The 18,631-nt window shown below is 72.4% G+C and carries 18 protein-coding genes and 1 tRNA gene; 12 read left to right on the forward strand and 7 right to left on the reverse strand.

Going from position 1 to position 18,631, the window contains the following annotated elements; translation table 11 throughout:
* Positions 1-52: 52 nt before the first annotated feature.
* Positions 53-145: transfer RNA gene (locus VQH23_RS22680), tRNA-Ser, on the reverse strand.
* A 75-nt stretch (positions 146-220) separates the two neighbouring features.
* Positions 221-850 (reverse strand): glutathione S-transferase N-terminal domain-containing protein, encoded by a 630-nt coding sequence (locus VQH23_RS22685; protein ID WP_338662939.1) that lies wholly within the window; start codon positions 848-850, stop codon positions 221-223.
* Between the two features lie 154 nt (positions 851-1,004).
* On the opposite strand from VQH23_RS22685, the gene VQH23_RS22690 reads away from it, so the two are divergent.
* The 3 genes from VQH23_RS22690 to VQH23_RS22700 are packed head-to-tail and all read left to right on the forward strand — an operon-like array spanning position 1,005 to position 3,796.
* Positions 1,005-2,372 carry a cytochrome P450 gene (locus tag VQH23_RS22690; protein WP_338662940.1) on the forward strand — a complete coding sequence of 456 codons (1,368 nt, stop codon included), beginning with the start codon at positions 1,005-1,007 and terminating at the stop codon, positions 2,370-2,372.
* 44 nt (positions 2,373-2,416) lie between these two features.
* A complete protein-coding gene (locus tag VQH23_RS22695) occupies positions 2,417-2,746 on the forward strand; it encodes an NINE protein (protein ID WP_338662941.1) in 330 nt (109 codons plus the stop codon).
* Between the two features lie 45 nt (positions 2,747-2,791).
* On the forward strand, positions 2,792-3,796 hold the full coding sequence (locus tag VQH23_RS22700) for an NAD(P)/FAD-dependent oxidoreductase (protein WP_338662942.1): 1,005 nt from the start codon (positions 2,792-2,794) through the stop codon (positions 3,794-3,796).
* On the opposite strand, the gene VQH23_RS22705 is transcribed toward VQH23_RS22700, so the two are convergent.
* The 4 genes from VQH23_RS22705 to gatC are packed head-to-tail and all read right to left on the reverse strand — an operon-like array spanning position 3,793 to position 8,601.
* Complete coding sequence (locus VQH23_RS22705) at positions 3,793-5,331, reverse strand: cryptochrome/photolyase family protein (protein ID WP_338662943.1); 1,539 nt, start codon at positions 5,329-5,331, stop codon at positions 3,793-3,795. The genes VQH23_RS22700 and VQH23_RS22705 overlap by 4 nt on opposite strands.
* A gap of 53 nt (positions 5,332-5,384) precedes the next feature.
* On the reverse strand, positions 5,385-6,836 hold the full coding sequence (gene gatB, locus VQH23_RS22710) for an Asp-tRNA(Asn)/Glu-tRNA(Gln) amidotransferase subunit GatB (protein ID WP_338662944.1): 1,452 nt from the start codon (positions 6,834-6,836) through the stop codon (positions 5,385-5,387).
* On the reverse strand, positions 6,833-8,314 hold the full coding sequence (gatA, locus tag VQH23_RS22715; protein WP_338662945.1) for an Asp-tRNA(Asn)/Glu-tRNA(Gln) amidotransferase subunit GatA: 1,482 nt from the start codon (positions 8,312-8,314) through the stop codon (positions 6,833-6,835). Before gatA ends, gatB begins: the two co-directional genes overlap by 4 nt.
* Complete coding sequence (gatC, locus tag VQH23_RS22720; protein ID WP_338662946.1) at positions 8,314-8,601, reverse strand: Asp-tRNA(Asn)/Glu-tRNA(Gln) amidotransferase subunit GatC; 288 nt, start codon at positions 8,599-8,601, stop codon at positions 8,314-8,316. The genes gatA and gatC overlap by 1 nt, the downstream gene beginning before the upstream one ends.
* Positions 8,602-8,709: 108 nt before the next feature.
* On the opposite strand from gatC, the gene VQH23_RS22725 reads away from it, so the two are divergent.
* The 4 genes from VQH23_RS22725 (at position 8,710) to VQH23_RS22740 (ending at position 11,289) form a co-directional block, all read left to right on the forward strand.
* Positions 8,710-9,648 carry a retropepsin-like aspartic protease gene (locus VQH23_RS22725; protein WP_338662947.1) on the forward strand — a complete coding sequence of 313 codons (939 nt, stop codon included), beginning with the start codon at positions 8,710-8,712 and terminating at the stop codon, positions 9,646-9,648.
* 1 nt (position 9,649) lies between these two features.
* Positions 9,650-10,111, forward strand: coding sequence for a Holliday junction resolvase RuvX (gene ruvX, locus VQH23_RS22730; protein WP_338662948.1), 462 nt, complete (start codon positions 9,650-9,652; stop codon positions 10,109-10,111).
* 72 nt (positions 10,112-10,183) lie between these two features.
* Positions 10,184-10,774: a chromate transporter gene (locus tag VQH23_RS22735; protein ID WP_338662949.1), complete on the forward strand. Its 591-nt coding sequence runs from the start codon at positions 10,184-10,186 to the stop codon at positions 10,772-10,774.
* Positions 10,771-11,289: a chromate transporter gene (locus VQH23_RS22740; protein WP_338662950.1), complete on the forward strand. Its 519-nt coding sequence runs from the start codon at positions 10,771-10,773 to the stop codon at positions 11,287-11,289. The genes VQH23_RS22735 and VQH23_RS22740 overlap by 4 nt, the downstream gene beginning before the upstream one ends.
* A 27-nt stretch (positions 11,290-11,316) precedes the next feature.
* Here VQH23_RS22740 and VQH23_RS22745 read toward each other — a convergent pair whose 3' ends face one another.
* Entirely contained in the window at positions 11,317-11,802 is a 486-nt protein-coding gene (locus VQH23_RS22745; protein WP_338662951.1) for a GNAT family N-acetyltransferase, read from the reverse strand.
* A gap of 102 nt (positions 11,803-11,904) precedes the next feature.
* Here VQH23_RS22745 and VQH23_RS22750 point away from each other — a divergent pair, with 102 nt between their 5' ends.
* The 5 genes from VQH23_RS22750 to topA are packed head-to-tail and all read left to right on the forward strand — an operon-like array spanning position 11,905 to position 18,550.
* Complete coding sequence (locus tag VQH23_RS22750) at positions 11,905-12,846, forward strand: aspartate carbamoyltransferase catalytic subunit (protein ID WP_338662952.1); 942 nt, start codon at positions 11,905-11,907, stop codon at positions 12,844-12,846.
* Positions 12,843-14,114, forward strand: coding sequence for a dihydroorotase (locus VQH23_RS22755; RefSeq protein WP_338662953.1), 1,272 nt, complete (start codon positions 12,843-12,845; stop codon positions 14,112-14,114). The genes VQH23_RS22750 and VQH23_RS22755 overlap by 4 nt, the downstream gene beginning before the upstream one ends.
* Entirely contained in the window at positions 14,111-14,695 is a 585-nt protein-coding gene (gene plsY / locus VQH23_RS22760; protein ID WP_338662954.1) for a glycerol-3-phosphate 1-O-acyltransferase PlsY, read from the forward strand. The genes VQH23_RS22755 and plsY overlap by 4 nt, the downstream gene beginning before the upstream one ends.
* Positions 14,696-14,708: 13 nt before the next feature.
* Positions 14,709-15,827, forward strand: a complete 1,119-nt coding sequence (dprA, locus tag VQH23_RS22765) for a DNA-processing protein DprA (RefSeq protein ID WP_338666146.1) — start codon at positions 14,709-14,711, stop codon at positions 15,825-15,827.
* Complete coding sequence (topA, locus tag VQH23_RS22770; protein ID WP_338662955.1) at positions 15,824-18,550, forward strand: type I DNA topoisomerase; 2,727 nt, start codon at positions 15,824-15,826, stop codon at positions 18,548-18,550. The genes dprA and topA overlap by 4 nt, the downstream gene beginning before the upstream one ends.
* The last annotated feature ends 81 nt before the right edge of the window (positions 18,551-18,631 follow it).

Here is an 18,631-nt window from a genome sequence, read left to right on the forward strand (position 1 = left end):
CGGGGATCCCACGTCCGGGTGTCCCGGCGGCGCGTCAATCAGGGTGGGAAAATGGCGGAGGGGATGGGATTCGAACCCACGATAGGACTTGACATCCTATAACGGTTTAGCAAACCGCCGCCTTCGGCCACTCGGCCACCCCTCCGCAGGAGTGGAAGTCAACACGGCGTTGCAGGCCCCGCTTCTAGCCGCACCGGGGGGCGCCGTCAAACCTCCCCCGTCAGGAAAGCGCCACCTCGAAGCCGCGGCTCACCCCGGGGCGCGCCATCATCCGCTCGTACCAGGCCGCCACGTTGGGGAGGCTGTCGAAGGGCACCTGGTGCCGCTCGTGCCGCCAGGCCCAGCCGATGATGGCGAAATCCGCCACGCTCGGCTCACCCTCGGTCGCCACGAAGTCGCGGCCCTGCAGCCGCTTGTCCAGCACGCCGTAGAGCCGCCGCGTCTCCTTGCCGTAGCGGGCCAGCCCGTAATCCTTGGCCGGCCCGTCCGGCTGCATGAGGAAGTGGTGCACCTGGCCGGGCATCGGCCCGAAGCCGCCCATCTGCCACATCAGCCACTCCAGCACCGGCACCCGCGCCCGGAGATCCGCCGGCAGGAACCGGCCGGTCTTCTCGCCGAGGTAGAGCAGGATGGCGCCCGACTCGAAGAGGCTGATCGGCTGCCCGCCCGGCCCTTCGTCGTCCACAATAGCGGGGATGCGGTTGTTCGGGCTGATCGCCAGGAATTCCGGCCGGAACTGCTCGTCCTGGCCGATGTTCACGGTCTTCACCGTGTAGGGCAGCCCCATCTCCTCCAGCGCGACGCTGATCTTGCGCCCGTTCGGCGTGTTCCACGTGTGCAGCGTGATCATCCGCGCTCCTCATGCCGCCTCGGGCGCGCAACGGGACTGTCCCCGCCATCCGCCCCGGCCTTGCGGCAGCATCGCCCCGCCGGACGGGGATGAGAAGGCGCACCGCCGGGCCGCCCTGGAACCGGCCGGCGCGCGGGCCGATATGCGCCCGGCCATGCCGGACACCCATCAGCCCGACCTCGCCCGCCTCGCCCTGCCGGACGAGCCGCTCGGCAGCATCGCCCTGCTCCGGGCCATTATCCGCAACCCGCTGGAGGCGCTGCCGAGGGAGGCCTTCGAGGCCCCCCTCACCCGCCGCACCCTGATGGGGCGGCACCGCGTCTTCGTCACCGCGCCGGAGCTGATCGAGACCGTCCTGCTGACCGAGGCGGACGCCTTCGTGAAGTCGGACGCCATGCGCCGTGCCCTGGCCCCCGCGCTCGGCGACGCCATCCTCACCGCGGATGGCGAGCGCTGGCGCTGGCAGCGCCGGGCCGTGGCCCCGATCTTTCGCCCGGACCGGGTGAGCGGCTTCCTGCAGCCCATGCTGGACGCCGCGGCCGCTACGCGGGACCGCTGGCTCGCCCTGCCGCCCGGCAGCACGGTGGAGCTCGGCCACGAGATGATGCGGACCACCTTCGACATCATCGTGGAGACGATGCTCTCCGGCCACGGCGCCATCGACGTGGCGCAGGTAGAGCGCGGCATCACCGACTACCTGGCGAGCACGGGTTGGTCGAACGCCCTCGCCCTCGCCCGCGCGCCGGGATGGACCCCCTTCCCCGGCCAGCGCCGCGCCGCCCGCGCGCGGGACTACCTGCGCGGGGAGCTGCTGCGGCTGGTGGAGGAGCGCCGGCGGCTGGGGTCGGAACGGGACGATCTCATCGCCTCCCTCCTCGCCGCGCGCGACCCGGAGACCGGGCAGGCGATGGACGACCGCGACATTGCCGACAACCTTCTCACCTTCATCACGGCCGGGCACGAGACCACCGCCCTCGCCCTCACCTGGGCCTTCTACCTCCTCGCCCACCACCCGGAGGAGGAGGCGCGGCTGCTGGCCGAGATCGGCGCCGCCACCGGGGGCGGGCCGCTGCTGCCCCGGCACGTCGCCGCCCTCGCCCGCACCCGGCAGGCGGTGCAGGAGGTGCTGCGCCTCTACCCGCCCGCCCCGATCGTCGCCCGCACGACCACCCGCGCCGTGACGCTGGGCGGGGAACGGGTGGAAGCCGGCGCCAACGTCCTCCTGCCCGTCCTCGCCACGCACCGCCTGCCGGATGTCTGGCCCGAACCGGACCGCTTCGACCCCTCGCGCTTCGATCCCGCGGCGGCGAAGGCCCGCCACCGCTACGCCTGGCTGCCCTTCGGCGGCGGCCCGCGCATCTGCATCGGCCTCGGCTTCGCGCTGGAGGAGGCGACGGCCATCCTCGGCACGCTCCTGCCCGCGCTGCGGCTGCGGCCGGCCCCTGGCTTCGATCCCGGGCTGCAGATGCGGATCACGCTGCGCCCCGCGCGGGGCATGCCGATGCGGGTGGAACGGCGCTAGAACCCGCCCGCGAAGCCCTCAGCACCACAGGAGAACACAACCGCATGTCCGGCCGTATCCCCACCACCGGCAGCCCCGGCCTGAACGACGCCGCGGCGATGATGCGCTACGATGCCGAGAAGCGATCCGTGCTCGTCGCCTACATTCTCTGGTTCGTGCTCGGCTGGTTCGCCGTGCACCGCTTCTACGCCGGGCGGGTCGGCAGCGGCCTCGTCATGCTCGTGGTCAGCATGGTCTCCTGGGCGCTGACGGCGATCTTCATCGGCTATCTCGGCCTGTTCCTGATCGGCCTGTGGCTGCTGGTGGACGCCCTGCTGATCCCGGGCATGATCCGCTCCTACAACCGCGGTGTCATTGCCTCGCTTGGGCGGTAGCGACCCAGCGCGCCGTCAAGCCGGCGCTTCCCGAAGAAACCGACCATGCCCCCCGCGCGTCTGACCGGCGCGCGGAGGTGGCTGATGGCGGAACGCGGGGCGGAAGACGGCATCCTCGATGCCCTCATCATCGGCGGCGGCCCGGCGGGGCTGACCGCCGCCCTCTACCTCGCCCGGTTCCGGCGCCGCCTCGCCCTCGTTGATGCCGGCGACAGCCGCGCGGCCTGGATCCCCAGCAGCCATAACCTCCCTTTCTTCGCGGAGGGGATCGGCGGCCGGGACATGCTGGCCAGGCAGAGGGAGAGCCTCGCCCGCTACGGCATCACCCCGCGCCGCGCTGAGGTGACGGCCCTGTCCCGCGAGGAGGACCATTTCGTGGCCTCCATTGCCGGGGGCGCCCCCCTCCGCGCCCGCCGCGTGCTGCTCGCCACCGGCTGCCGCGACACCCCGCCCGACCTTCCCGACCTGCACGAGGCCCTGAACCGCGGCCTGCTGCGCTACTGCCCGATCTGCGACGGCTACGAGGCGCGCGGCCGCAAGGTGGCCATCCTCGGCCACGGCGCGCGCGGGCTGGGGGAGGCGGTCTTCATCGCCCGCACCTACACGCGGGACGTCACCCTCCTCACCCTCGGCGAGACGCTGTCCCCCGAGGACCGGGCGCGGGCGGAGGAGCACGGGATCCGCCTCCTCACCGCCCCGATCGAGGCGCTGGAGACGGAGGAGGACCGGATCTCCGCCATCCGCCTCGGCGGGCAGGAGCACCGTTTCGAGACGCTCTACTCCGCGCTCGGCCTCCAGGTCCGCTCCGGCCTCGCCACCGATCTCGGGGCCGAGCGCGACGAGACGGGCGCGCTGATCGTGGACGACCACTGCCGCACCACGGTGCCCGGCCTCTACGCCGCCGGCGACGTGGTGCGCGGGCTGAACCAGATCGTGGTGGCGATGGGCCACGCCGCGGTGGCCGCCACCGACATCCACAACCGCTGCGAGCTGCCGACCGAGGACGAGCCGGGCGGCAACCGCGCCGCCGCGCCGCGGGCGGCCGCCTAGTAGGTTCCCGAGGAGGAAAGCCGGTCCAGGAAGGCCTGCGCCTCGCGGCGCACCGCCTCCAGCCGCGCGGGGTCCATGCGGTCCAGGGTCTGAACGGCGTGGCGCGCGCGCGAGTTCCGGGAGAGCCGGTCGCGGTGCCGCGCCACGAAGTCCCAGTACAGAAGGTTGAGCGGGCAGGCGCCCCGGCCCAGGCGCTTGCGCACGTCGTAGCGGCAGTGCGCGCAGTAGTCCGACATGCGATGGATGTAGTTGCCGGAGGCCGCGTAGGGCTTTGTCGCGAAGAGCCCGCCATCGGCGTAGAGGATCATGCCGACCACGTTCGGCATCTCCACCCACTCGTAGGCGTCGTGGTAGACGATCAGGTACCATTCCTGCACCGCCTTCGGGTCGATGCCCGCCAGCAGCAGGAAGTTGCCGAGCACCATCAGCCGCTGGATGTGGTGGGCGTAGGCGTTGTCCCGCGTGCCCTCGATCGCCTGGCGAAGGCAGTTCAGCTCCGTCTCACCGGTCCAGAAGAAGTCCGGCAGCGGGCGGTCCGCGCCCAGCGCGTTGCGCTCGCCGTAGCCCGGCATCTCCCGCCAGTAGACGCCTCGGATGAACTCGCGCCAGCCGATGAGCTGCCGCACGAAGCCCTCCGCCGCGCTCAGCGGCGCCGCGCCGTCGTGGTAGGCCGCCACCGCCGCCTCGCAGCACTCCGCCGCTGTCAGCAGCCCGCAGTTGATGAGGGCGGAGAGGTGGGAGTGGAACAGCATCGGCTCGCCCTGCCGCATCGCGTCCTGGTAGGTGCCGAAGCCCGGCAGCGCCTCCGCCACGAACCAGCCGAGATAGGCCTGGGCCTGGGCGCGGGTGACGGGATAGTCGAACCCGTCCAGCCGCCCGAAATGGTTGCCGAAGCGGCGGGCGACGAGGGCCAGGACGTCCCGCGTGGTCGCGTCGGGCTCGAAGCCCGGGCGGTCCGGCGGCCGCACCCCGCGGGGCATCGGCGCACGGTTCTCCTCGTCCAGGTTCCAGCGCCCGCCCTCCGGCTCGCCCTCCTCGGTCATCAGATAGCCGGTCCGGCGCCGCATCCGGCGGTAGAAGCCCTCCATGACCAGCGGCGTGCCCGGCCGCCCCAGCCGCGCGAATTCCTCGTGCCGGCAGAGGAACCGGTCGTCCTCCCGCACCTCCACCGGCAGGCCCAGCGCCGCCGCCCACCCGTCCTGCGCCGCGCGCACGCGCCATTCCGCCGCCTCGGTCACCACGACGCCGGAGACGTCGTGCCGCCCCAGCGCCCGCTCCAACTCCCCGCCGAAGCCCCCCGTGTTCCCCGGATCGTCCAGCCTGACGTAGTCGACCGTCACCCCCTCGGCCGCCAGCCCCGCCGCGAAGTGCCGCATGGCCGAGAAGAGAAAGGCGATCTTGCGCTGGTGGTGGCGGACGTAGGTGGCTTCCTCGTGCGCCTCCGCCATCAGCACCACGTCACCGGGCGCGAGGTCGCGCAGGCAGGACAGGTCCCGCGTCAGCTGATCGCCCAGAACAAAACGAATACGCGCCATGCGCGGCATATGCCGTTGCGGCGCCGGATCGCAAGTCCCGGCGCCGCCCCGGATCAGGCGTCCAGCTTCGCCTTCAGCACCTCGTTCACCAGGGCCGGGTTCCCCTGCCCCTTCATGGCCTTCATGACCTGGCCCACGAACCAACCGAACAGGGTCGGCTTGGCCTTGTACTGGGCCACCTTGTCGGGGTTGGCGGCGATGATGGCGTCCACGGCGGCCTCGATGGCCCCCGTATCCGTTACCTGCCGCAGCCCGCGCCTCTCCACGATGGTCCCGGGCGCCTCGCCCGTCTCGCCCATCGCCTCCAGCACCTCCTTCGCCATCTTCCCGGACAGGGTCTTGTCCGCGATGAGGTCCAGGAGGGCGCCGAGGTGTTTCGCCGAGACCGGGCTGTCCTCGATCCCCTTCCCCAGGCGGTTCAGCATGGCGAAGAAGTCGCCCGTCACCCAGTTCGCCGCCACCTTGGGGTCGCGTCCCGCGGCCACCTCCTCGTAAAAGGAGGCCGTCTCCTTCTCCGCGGTCAGCACGCTGGCATCGTAGGCCGAGAGCCCGAAATCGTTCACGTAGCGGGTGCGGCGGGCATCCGGCAGTTCCGGCAGGCCCGCGCGCAGCTCCTCGATCCAGGCCGGGTCCACCACCAGCGGGGGCAGGTCCGGGTCCGGGAAGTAGCGGTAGTCGTGCGCGTCCTCCTTGGACCGCATGGAGCGCGTGGTGCCGCGCGAGGTGTCGAAGAGCCGCGTCTCCTGATCGACGGTGCCCCCGGATTCCCACACCTCGATCTGCCGCCGCGCCTCCGCCTCCACCGCCTGCATGACGAAGCGGATGGAGTTGACGTTCTTCACCTCGCAACGCGTGCGGAAGCCCTCGCCGGCCTTGCGGACGGAGACGTTCACGTCCGCCCGCAGCGAGCCCTGCTCCATGTTCCCGTCGCAGGTGCCGAGGTAGCGCAGGATCTGCCGGAGCTTCGTCAGATACGCGCCCGCCTCCTCCGGCGAGCGCATGTCCGGCTCCGACACGATCTCCATCAGCGCCACGCCGGAGCGGTTCAGGTCGATGAAGCTCTTCGTGGCGTGCTGGTCATGGATCGACTTGCCCGCATCCTGCTCCAGGTGCAGGCGGGTGATCCCGATTTCCTTGGTGCCGCCGTCCGACAACTCCACGGTGATCACGCCCGTGCCCACAATCGGGTGGGCGAACTGGCTGATCTGGTAGCCCTGCGGCAGGTCCGCGTAGAAGTAGTTCTTCCGATCGAAGCGCGACCAGGGGTTTACCTGCGCATTCAGCCCCAGCCCGGTCCGCACGGCCTGCGCCACGCATTCCCGGTTGATCACCGGCAGCATGCCCGGGAAGCCCGCGTCCACGAAGCTGACCTGGGAGTTCGGCTCCGCGCCGAATTCCGTGGCCGCGCCGCTGAACAGCTTGGCGTTGCTGGTAACCTGGGCATGGACCTCAAGCCCGATCACCAGTTCCCAGGGGCCGGTCTCGCCGTCGATGGTGTAGCTCATGCGAAAGCCCTCACCTGCGGCAGTGCCTTCAGCGCCGCCGCCTTCTCGATCGTGGTGCCCACCGCGAACACCGTCTCCTCGTCGAAGTCGCGCGCCAGCACCTGCAGCCCCAGCGGCAGCCCGTGCCGGTCATATCCTGCCGGCACCGTCATGCCGGGGATGCCCGCCAGGTTGGCCGTCACGGTGAACACGTCGTTCAGGTACATCGCCACCGGATCGTCCTGCTTCTCCCCCGCCGGGAAGGCGGCGGAGGGCGTGGCCGGCGTCAGGATGGCGTCCACGTCCCGGAAGGCGAAGTCGAAGTCGCGCTTGATCAGCGCGCGCACCTTCTGCGCCTTCAGGTAGTAGGCGTCGTAGTAGCCGGCGCTCAGCACGTAGGTGCCGATCATGATGCGCCGCTTCACCTCGGCCCCGAACCCGGCCGCGCGCGTGCGCTCGTACAGGTCCTTCAGGTCCTCGCCGTCCACCCGCGCCCCGTAGCGCACGCCGTCGTAGCGCGCGAGGTTGGAGGAGGCCTCCGCCGGCGCCACGATGTAGTAGGTCGGCAGCGCGTACTTCGTGTGCGGTAGGGAGATGTCCACGATCTCCGCGCCCTCCGCCCGCAGCCAGTCCAGGCCCTGCTGCCACAGCGCCTCGATCTCGTCCGGCATCCCCTCCAGCCGGTACTCCTTCGGCACGCCGATCCTCAGCCCCTTCACGCCGCGCGCGCAGGCCGCCGCGAAGTCCGGCACGGGCAGGTTGGCGCTGGTGCTGTCCTTCGGGTCATGGCCGGACATGCTCTCCAGCAGGAGGGCGCAATCCTCCACGGTGCGGGCCACAGGCCCGGGCGTATCAAGCGAGGAGGCGAAGGCCACCACGCCCCAGCGGGAGCAGCGCCCGTAGGTCGGCTTGATCCCGGCGATGCCGCAGAGGGCCGCGGGCTGGCGGATGGAACCGCCCGTGTCCGTCGCCGTCGCGCCCAGCGCCAGCCGCGCGGCCACCGCCGCCGCGGACCCGCCGGAGGAGCCGCCCGGCACCAGCCGAACGCCGTCGTCGTTGGAGCGCTGCCAAGGGTTCTCCACCTCGCCGAAGGCCGAGGTGGCGTTGGACGAGCCCATGGCGAACTCGTCCAGGTTCACCTTGCCGAGGAACACCGCCCCGTCCCGCAGCAGGTTGGATGTCACCGTGCTCTCGTAAGGCGGGGTGAACTCGCCCAGGATGCGGCTGGCCGCCGTGGTGCGGGTGCCCGCCGTGCAGAACAGGTCCTTGATGGCCAGCGGGATGCCTTCCAGCTTCCCGGCCAGCCCGTCTGCCCGCCGCTTGTCGGAGGCGCGCGCCGCCTCCAGCGCCTTCTCCGCCGTCACGGTGATGAAGGCGTTCAGCCGCGGGTTCAGCACCTGGATCGCCTCCAGATGCGCCTGCGTCAGCGCCTCCGAGGTGACGATGCCCTCGTTCAGCGCCTCGAGCGCGCCGCGGATGGTGAAATCGGTGGGGTGCATCACTCGACAACCTTCGGAACGGCGAAGAACTCGCCGGCGCGGTCCGGCGCGTTGGCCAGAACGGCCGCGGCCTGACCGCCATCGGTCACCACGTCGTCGCGCATCGGCATCGCGGCAGCCCCGGCGCCGGCCAGGGGCTCCACATCGGCGGTATCCACCTCCTGCAGCTGCTCGATCCAGCCGAGGATGCCGTTCAGCTCCGCCTGCAGGCGGTGGTCCTCGCCCTCCTCCAGATGGAGCCGGGCGAGCGACGCGACGCGCCTCACGGTCTGCAAGTCGAGTGACATGGAACGTCCTGGTCTGAAGGCGAAGAGCCCTCAGGAAGCCGCCGCCCCCCCTCAAGTCAAGGGGCAGCGCCTTCCCGGCCCGGCGGCGCGGGCGCATATCGCACCGGCATGACGCGTCTTACCACCCTTCCCGCCCTCCTGGCCGCCCTGCTCCTGGGGACCGGCGCCGCCTCGGCCGCCTGCCCGGCGGGCGAGGGGGAGCGCCTGATCCTCGCCGCCCCGGCCTCCCCCGCCGTCCGCGCCCTGCTCGGCCCCGCGGCGGCCGGGCCACTGCCGATCGTCCTCGCCCAGGCGAACGGCGCGGCGCTGCCCTTCGTGCTGGACACCGGCTCCAGCCTCACCATGCTGCGCCCCGAGGCCGCCGTGGCGCTCGGCCTCACGATGGACCCGGACCGCTCCACCCCCATCACCGGTGTTGGCGGCACCTCCCGCCTGCCCAACGCCGTGCTGCGCCACTTTGCTATCGGCCGCCGGGTTTTCCCGAACCTCTCCATTCCCGTCGCCCCGGGCAGCGAGGAAGAGGGCGGGATCGCCGGGATCGTCGGCGCCGACCTGCTCCGCCACGGCGCGCTGGAGCTGGACCTGCCCGCCGGCCGCGCCGTGCTGCACGACAGCCCCGCCTGCATCGACGCCGCGCCCCCCTGGCCGGCCGAGGCAATCCCGGCCGAGGTGACGAGCGAGGGGCTGGTGATCCTCCCCCTGCGCCTGAACGGCCGCCCCGCCCGCGCCCTGCTGGACACGGGCGCGGTCCGCACCGTGCTGCGGCAGGACCGGATCGCAAATTTCGGTATCCCCGCCAGCGCGCTGCGCGCCCCCTCGGCGGGCACCGTCTTCGGCACGGGCGGGGAGGCGGCGGAGTTCCGCATCCATGAGGGCGCGACGCTGAACCTCGGGAGGTACGTCACCGCGGCCATGCCGATCGTCCTCGCCCCCCTGCCGCCCTCCCTTTCCGTGGACCTGGTGCTCGGCCAGGACATCCTCGGCGCACGCCGCCTGTGGCTCTCCTACGCCGCCGGCCGCCTCTGGGTCGGTCCCTCGGCGCGCTGACATGCCCGTCACCCCCCTCCCCCAGCTCCGCGCCGCCCTGCCCCGCCACGCCCGGCTGATCGGGCTGGATCCCGGCAGCAAGATCATCGGCATCGCTCTCTCGGACGTGCTGCTGATGCTCGCCTCCCCCTACGCCGCCCTGCCCCGCGGCAAGCTGGCGCCGACCGCCGCCGAGATCCGGCGCATCGCGGAGAAGGAGGGCGCGGGCGGCCTCGTCTGCGGGCTGCCGCTGGGGATGGACGGTTCCTTCGGCCCAGCCGCCCAGGCCGCGAAGGACTGGGCCATGGCCGTCTCGGACGCCAGCGGCCTGCCCGTGGCGCTCTGGGACGAGCGCCTCTCCTCCTCCGCCGTGAACCGGATGATGATCGAGGCCGACCTCTCCCGCGCGAAGCGCGCGAAGGCCGTGGACGCGGCGGCGGCGGCCTACATGCTCCAGGCCGCGCTGGACGCCACGCGGGGCTGACCTCCGCGCATTGGACATCCCGCGCCGCCGGGCGCATCCCGCGGGATACCGAAACCAGGGGAGCCGGAACGGATGCGAAGCCCGAGCAGCAGCGCGGCCACCCTGCCGCCGGACGGAACCGGCACCGGCAAGCCGCCGCCAGGCTGCGCCGACCTCTTCCTCGGCTTCCTCGGCCTCGGCCTGATGGGCTTCGGCGGCGTGCTCCCCCTCGCCCGCCGCATGCTGGTGGAGAACCGGCGCTGGCTGACGCCGGATCACTTCACCGAACTGCTCGGCCTCTGCCACTTCCTGCCGGGCGGCAACATCATCAACCTCTCCGTCGCGGTGGGGCTGGAGTTCCGGGGCGTCGCGGGCGCCGTCTCGGCCCTGCTCGGCCTCATCCTCGGCCCGACCGCGGTGGTGGTCGGCCTCGGCGTCCTCTATGACGGGTACAAGGACGATCCGACCCTCCAGCACATCTTCATGGGCCTCGCCGCCGCCGCCGCGGGCCTTCTCGTCTCGACGGCGTGGAAGATGCTCTGGCCGCTGCGGTCCAGGCCGGTGGCGCTGGCGATCGTCCTCCTCACCATGCTCGCCATCGCCGTGCTGCGCCTGCCGCTTCTCCCCAGCATGGCCGTGCTGGCGCCCCTCAGCATCCTCGCGACCTGGCGGTTCAGCCGGTGAGCACCCTCGTCGCCCTCGCCGTCATCTTTACCCAGCTCTCGCTCCTCGCCTTCGGCGGCGGGAACACCATCCTGCCGGAGATGCAGCGCCAAGTGGTGGAGGTGCACCGCTGGATGAGCGCGCAGGACTTTTCCGCCCTCTTCGCCCTCGCCCAGGCGGCGCCGGGGCCGAACATGATGGTGGTGCCGCTGGTGGGGTGGCATGTGGCGGGCTGGCCCGGCCTGCTCGTCTCCTCGATCGCGAAGTTCGGCCCCTCCTCGATTCTCACCGGGGTCGTCCTGGGGCTGTGGCGGCGCTTCAAGGACCGGCCCTGGCGCAAGGTGGTGCAGGCCGGGCTGGTGCCGATGACGGTGGGGCTGGTGGTGGCCAGCGCGTGGCTGATCACGGAGGCGACGACGACCGAGTGGCTTCTCGGCGCCATCACGGCCGCCGTAGCGGGCCTTTCAGCAGCGACGAAACTGCACCCGCTCTGGCTGCTCTCCGGCGGGGCGATCGCCGCGCTCGTCCTGCTGTGAAGCCGGGAGGGGCCGCTGACGGCGGCCTCACCTGCGGCATCCGGACGGGCTGACCGGGCGCTCCATGTAGTGGGCCCCGGCATCGTAGTGCCGCAACACGGCCGCCAGCGCCGGGTCCGGCACCGTCACGAAGCCCTGACGGCGCCAGAAGCCCTCCGTGCCGCCGATGGCGACCAGTGCCATGGGCAGCCCGCCCGCGATCTCGGCCAGGGCAAGCACCGCCGCCCCTCCGGCCCCGCCGGCCCGCGCCGCCGGCAGGATCGCCAGATCGTGCAGGTAGAACACCTCTGGCCGCGCCGGCAGGGCGCCCAGGAGCGTGTTCAGCGGCGGAGGGCGGCGCCGGTGCCATGGGTGGGCGATGGCGTAGCCCAGCGCCGCGCGGCCGGCCTGAAGCATCATGCACCCCGCGGGGTGCAGCGCCAGCCGCTCCGCAAAGACCGCGTCCGATTCCGGGTGCCCTGGATGCACCGCGGCCGCGATGGCGCCTACGGCCGGCAGGTCCCCTGCCCCCATCGCCCGCCAGATCCCGCCCTTTTCGCCCAGCCCCGCCTCCCCTAAACAGCCGGGGGCCGGCGGCGAGCCGGCCCTCGCCCCGTCCACCGCCCGCGAGGCCCCATGCCCCTCTACCCGCACCGGCACCTCCTCGCGCTCCAAGGGCTGGAGCCGCCCTATATCGCGGAACTCCTGGACCTCGCCGAGAGCTACGCCCTGCTGAACCGGGGCGGGAAGACCCAGCGGGACGTGCTGCGCGGCCTGACCCTCATCAACCTCTTCTTCGAGGACAGCACGCGCACCCGCACCAGCTTCGAGCTGGCGGGCAAGCGGCTGGGCGCGGACGTGATCAACATGTCTGTCTCCACCAGCAGCGTGAACAAGGGCGAGACGCTGCTCGACACCGCGTCCACGCTGAACGCCATGAAGACCGACCTTCTGGTCATCCGCCACGCCCAGTCCGGCGCCCCCGCCCTCCTCTCCCAGAAGGTGGACGCCGCCGTGATCAACGCCGGCGACGGCACGCACGAGCACCCCACCCAGGCGCTGCTGGACGCGCTGACCATCCGCCGCCGCAAGGGCACGCTGGAGAACCTGACGGTCGCCATCTGCGGCGACGTGCTGCACAGCCGGGTGGCCCGCAGCAACATCCACCTGCTGCTGGCGATGAACTGCCGCGTCCGCGTCGTCGGCCCGCCGACCCTGCTTCCATCGGAGGTGGAGGCCCTGGGCGTGGAGGTGTTCCACGACATGCGCGCGGGTATCAAGGACGCCGACGTGGTGATGATGCTGCGGCTGCAGAAGGAGCGGATGGCGGGCGGCCTCGTCCCTTCCGCCCGCGAGTTCTTCCGCTTCTACGGGCTGGACGGCGCGAAGCTGAAGCTGGCGAAGCCAGACGCCATTGTTATGCACCCCGGCCCGATGAACCGCGGCGTAGAGATCGACAGCGCCGTGGCGGACGATCCCGCCCGCAGCGTGATCGGCGAGCAGGTGGAGATGGGGGTCGCCGTCCGCATGGCCGTGCTCGACATCCTCTCCCAGAACAGCCGGCGGAACGCGCGATGAGCACTCTCCTCCTCGACAACGCCCGCCTGGTCTGCCCCGCAACCGGCCGCGACGCGCCGGGCCGCTTGCTGGTGCAGGATGGCCGAATCGCCGGGCTGGACGGCTCAGGCGCGCCGGAGGGTGCCACGGTGTTGGATTGCGGCGGCCACGTCCTCGCCCCCGGCCTGATCGACCTGCGCGCCACCCTCGGCGAGCCCGGCCACGAGCACCGCGAGACGATCGAGAGCGCGGCGGAAGCGGCGGCGGCGGGCGGCATCACCACCCTCTGCGCGCTGCCGGACAGCGAGCCGGCGCTGGACGACCCCGCGCCGCTGCAGTTCATCCTGCGCCGAGGCGAGATGACGGGGACCCTCACCATCCTTCCTTACGGCGCCGCCACCCGCGGCTGCGCGGGGAAGGAGATGACGGAATTTGGCCTGCTGCGTGAGGCCGGCGCGGTCGCGTTCACCGACGGCACCCGCGCCATCGCCGATGCCCGCACCATGCGCCTCGCCCTCTCCTACGCCCGCGCCTTCGGCACCTTCATCGTGCAGCATCCGGAGGAGCCGAGCCTGGCGCGCAACGCGAGCGCGACCGAGGGCGAGATGGCGACCCGCATGGGCCTCCCCTCCGTCCCGGCGGCCGCGGAGGCGATGATGGTGGCGCGCGACATCGCCCTGGCCCGGCTGACGAAGGGCCATGTCCACTTCGCCCATGTCTCCACGTCAGCCGCGCTGGACCTGATCCGCGCAGCCAAGGCCGAGGGGCTGCGCGTGACCTGCGACACCGCGCCCCCCTACTTCGATCTGAACGAGACGGCGATCGGCGATTTCCGCACCTACGCCAAGCTCTCCCCCCCGCTGCGGCGGGAGGAGGACCGGCTGTCCGTGATCGCGGCCCTGCGCGACGGCACCATCGACGCCATTGCCTCGGACCATCAGCCGCGCGACGCGGACGACAAGCGCGTCCCCTTCGCGCAGGCGGAGGCGGGCGGCGCCGGCCTCGCCACCTTGCTCGGCGTGACCGTCGCCCGCTACCACGGCGGCGACCTGACGCTGATGCGGGCGCTGGAACTTCTCACCTCAGCCCCCGCGAGGCTGCTGGGGCTGGAAGCCGGCCGCCTCGCCCCCGGCGCGCCCGCCGACCTCGTCCTCTTCGCCCCGGACCGGGGCTGGAAGGTCGAGGCCGGGAAGCTGCCGGGCAAGGCGCAGAACTCCCCCTTCGACGGCCGCGCCCTGGAGGGCAAGGTCCTCGGCACCTGGAAGGCCGGAAGGCGCGTGTTCGGATGAACGGGGTCTACGCCGCGATCCTCGGCCTCCTCCTGGGATCCATTCCCTTCGGCCTCCTCCTCACGCGCGCCGCCGGGCTGGGGGACATCCGCAGCATCGGTTCCGGCAACATCGGCGCCACCAACGTGCTGCGGACAGGCAACAAGAAGCTCGCCGCCGCCACCCTGGCGCTGGACTTCCTCAAGGGCGCGGCGTCGGTCTGGCTTGCCGCCGCCCTCTTCGGGCCGGAGACGGCGGGGGTGGCCGCCATCGCCGCCGTCCTCGGCCACTGCCACCCGCCCTGGCTCGCCTTCCGGGGCGGCAAGGGCGTGGCGACCGCGCTGGGCGTCTTCCTGGCCCTGGCCTGGCCCGTCTTCGTCGCGGCCGCCCTGACCTGGCTCGCCATGGCGAAGCTGGTGAAGATCTCCTCCGCCTCGGCCCTCACGGGAATGGCCGTGGCGGCGCTGGTGGCCCTCCTCTGGGGCGGCTGGCCGCTCTTCTGGCCGGTGGCGCTGATCGTCGTCTACGTCGCGCTGCGCCACCACGAGAACATCGCCCGCCTGATCGCTGGGACGGAGCCGCGGATCGGCCAGGGCAAGTGAAAGGTCGGAAGTGATCCCGCCGGCCGAATCCCTCGCTCGCCTCCGGCTGGCCCGCAGCGAGGGCGTCGGCCCGCAGACCTTCCGCCGCCTGCTGGCGGAGCATGGCAGCACGGCCCGCGCCCTCCGCACCCTGGGCACCCGCGCCGCCGATCCGGACCTCGTCGAGCGCGAGCACGAGGCCGTCCTCGCCATGGGCGGCCACTGGCTCCACCTCGGCACCCCCGCCTACCCGCCCCTGCTGGCCGCCATCGCGGACCCGCCGCCCGTGCTCGCGGCCCTGGGCGACCTCTCCCTCCTCCCGTCCCGCCAGGTGGCCGTCGTCGGCGCCCGCAACGCCTCCGCCGGCGGCCGGCGCATCGCGGAGGAGATGGGCGAGGCCCTGGCCGCCGCCGGCGTCGCCGTCACCTCCGGCCTGGCCCGCGGCATCGACGCGGCCGCCCATGCCGGCGCCCTGCGCCACGGCCGCACGATCGGCGTGGTCCCCGGAGGCCTGGACGTGGCCTACCCGCCGGAGAACGCCGCCCTCCAGCGCCGCATTGGCGCCGAAGGCCTCCTGCTGGCCGAATCCCCCCTGGGCACCGCGCCCATCGCCCAGCACTTCCCGCGCCGGAATCGGATCGTGGCCGGCCTCGCCCTCGGAATTGTGGTGGTGGAGGCCGCCCCGCGCTCAGGCACCCTCATCACTGCCCGGCTGGGCGCGGAAGCGGGGCGGGAGATCTACGCCGTCCCCGGCTCCCCGCTCGACCCCCGCTGCCGGGGCTCCAACGACCTGATCCGCAACGGCGCCCATTTCTGCGAGGGGGCGGCGGATGTGCTGGAAACCCTGCCGGCCAGCGCGGAGGCCGCGCCCGTGTTCCATCGCCCGGCCCCGCGCGCGCCCGCGCACGCGCCCGCACCCGCCCGCGATGCGCGCGAGGAATCAAGGGGTTCGGACCTTCTCTCCCTCATCGGCCCGACAGCCGTCGCGGTTGACGAGGTGCTTCGCCGCTGCCACCTCTCCCCGCCTGAGGCCCGTGCCGCGCTCCTCGAACTGGAGCTGGAGGGGCTGATCGAGGCGCTGCCCGGAAACCGCGTCGTGCGGTCCGGCACCCAGCGCGAAGAGGATTTCGGAGGGTTCCGGACCCCCACATGACGGATGTCGTCGTCGTCGAATCGCCCGCAAAGGCGAAGACCATCAACAAGTACCTGGGCAGCGACTACCACGTCCTGGCCAGCTTCGGGCACGTGCGCGACCTGCCGGCCAAGGACGGCTCCGTCCGGCCGGAGGAGGATTTCGCCATGGACTGGTCCTCCGAGGACCGGGGCGAGAAGCAGGTGCGCGAGATCGCCCAGGCCCTGAAGGCCGGGCACTCCAAGCGCCTCTACCTCGCCACCGACCCGGATCGCGAAGGCGAGGCCATCTCCTGGCACGTCCGCCAGATGCTGGAGGACCGGCGCGCCCTGAAGGGGGTGGAAGTCCACCGCATCACCTTCAACGAGATCACCAAGCGCGCGGTCCAGCACGCCATCGAGAACCCGCGCGAGCTCGATGTTCCCCTGATCGACGCCTATCTGGCCCGGCGCGCGCTGGACTACCTGGTGGGGTTCACCCTCTCCCCCGTGCTGTGGCGGAAGCTTCCGGGCTCCCGCTCCGCGGGCCGGGTCCAGTCCGTCGCGCTGCGCCTGATCACCGACCGGGAGTCGGAGATCGAGGTCTTCAAGGCGCGGGAATACTGGACGGTGGAGGCCGCCTTCCGCACGCCGGCCGGCGCCCCCTTCACGGCGCGCCTGACCCACCTCGAGGGCAAGAGGCTCGATCAGTTCGACCTGCCGAACGAGGCCGAGGCCCACCGCGCCAAGGCTTTGGTCGAGGGCGGCAGCTACACCGTCTCCGCGGTGGAGAAGAAGCGCGTCCGCCGCAACCCGCCGCCGCCCTTCACCACCTCCACCCTGCAGCAGGAATCCTCCCGCAAGCTCGGCTTCGGCGCCCAGGCCACGATGCGCCTGGCCCAGCAGCTCTATGAGGGGGTGGACATCGGCGGGGAGACTGTCGGCCTCATCACCTACATGCGGACCGACGGCGTGCAGATGTCGCGGGAGGCGATCTCCGCCATCCGCGACCACGTGAAGGACGAGTTCGGGGACAACTACCTGCCTGCCGCGCCGCGCGAGTACTCCTCCAAGGCGAAGAACGCCCAGGAGGCGCACGAGGCCGTGCGCCCGACGGATGTGGGCCGCACGCCGCAGGAGGTGGCGCGCTACCTCAACCCCGAGCAGCGCCGCCTCTACGACCTCGTCTGGAAGCGCGCGGTCGCGTCCCAGATGCAGTCCGCCGAGATGGACCAGACGGCGGTGGACATCGACGACGCGGCGGGCAAGGCCCGGCTGCGCGCCACCGGGCAGGTCATCGCCTTCGACGGCTACCTCAAGCTGTACCGCGAGGATATCGACGACGCGAAGCTGGCGGCGGACGACGAGAACCGCACCCTGCCCCCGCTGAACGAGGGCGAGCAGCCCAAGCGCGGCGACGTGACGGCGAGCCAGCACTTCACCCAGCCCCCGCCCCGCTACACGGAAGCGAGCCTGGTGAAGAAGATGGAGGAGCTCGGCATCGGCCGCCCCTCCACCTACGCCTCGATCCTCCAGACCCTCCAGGACCGCGACTACGTGCGGCTGGAGAGCCGGCGCTTCATCCCCGAGGATCGCGGCCGCCTCGTCACCGCCTTCCTCGTCTCCTTCTTCGAGCGCTACGTGGACACGGGCTTCACCGCCGCGCTGGAGGAGAAGCTGGACGACATCTCCGGCGGCCGCGCCGAGTGGCGCCAGGTGATGCACGAGTTCTGGGACCAGTTCCGTGGCGCCGTGGACGCCACCAAGGACCTGAAAATCAGCGACGTCATCGACGAGCTGGACGAGGACCTCGGCCCGCACTTCTTCCCGCAGCGCGCGGACGGCGCGGACCCGCGCGGCTGCCCGCGGTGCCAGCAGGAGGGCCGCGGGGCCGGCCGGCTGGGCCTGCGACTGGGCCGGACGGGCGCCTTCATCGGCTGCTCCAACTACCCGGAGTGCCGCTACACCCGCCCGCTGGCCGTGCCCGGCGCGGACGGCGAGGCGGCCGAGGGCGAGGGCGGCGACCGCGGCCTGGGCACGGATCCGACGACCGGGCAGGAGATCTCTCTCCGGCGCGGCCCCTATGGCCTCTACGTCCAGCTCGGCGAGCCGGGGGTGGACGCGAAGGGCAAGCCGACCAAGCCCCGGCGCGCCTCCCTGCCCCGCGGCATGGACCCGGACACGCTGACGCTGGAGCGGGCGATCGCGCTCCTCAACATGCCGCGCATCGTTGGCATGCACCCGGAGACGGGGGAGGAGATCAGCGCCAATCTCGGCCGCTTCGGCCCCTACCTGAAGATGGGTGCCCTCTCGCAAAGCCTGCAGCCCGGCGACGACGTGCTCTCCATCGGTATGAACCGGGCGATGGAGCTGCTGGCCAACGCCAAGCCGCGCGGCATCGCGCTCGGCTCGCACCCCAAGGATGGTGCCCCGGTCGAGGTGAAGCGCGGCCGCTTCGGCCCCTTCGCCCAGCACGGCCAGACCGTCGCCTCCCTGCCCCGCGGGACGGAGATGGAGAGCTTCACGCTCGATCAGGCCGTCGCGCTGCTGGCCGAGAAGGGCAAGGTCCTCGCGCCGAAGAAGGGCGCCGGTGGCCGCAAGGCGGCCCCGGCGAAGGGGGCGAAGAAGCCCGCCGCGGCTGGGGACGAGGCCGCGCCGAAGGCCGCCCCCGCCAAGGCAGCCGCGAAGCCGAAGGCTGCGGCGAAGAAGCCGGCCGCCACCGCCAAGGCGGCGAAGCCCGCGGCCCGCGCCAAGCGGTCCGGCTGACTTGGCCTTCAAGCGCCCGCCCCGCACACCCCGCCGCGGCGGCCCCGGCCCCTCGGCGCCGGATGCGCCGGCGGGCGCCCG

The organism is Pararoseomonas sp. SCSIO 73927, assembly GCF_037040815.1.
In the GTDB taxonomy this organism is placed as follows: domain Bacteria; phylum Pseudomonadota; class Alphaproteobacteria; order Acetobacterales; family Acetobacteraceae; genus Roseomonas.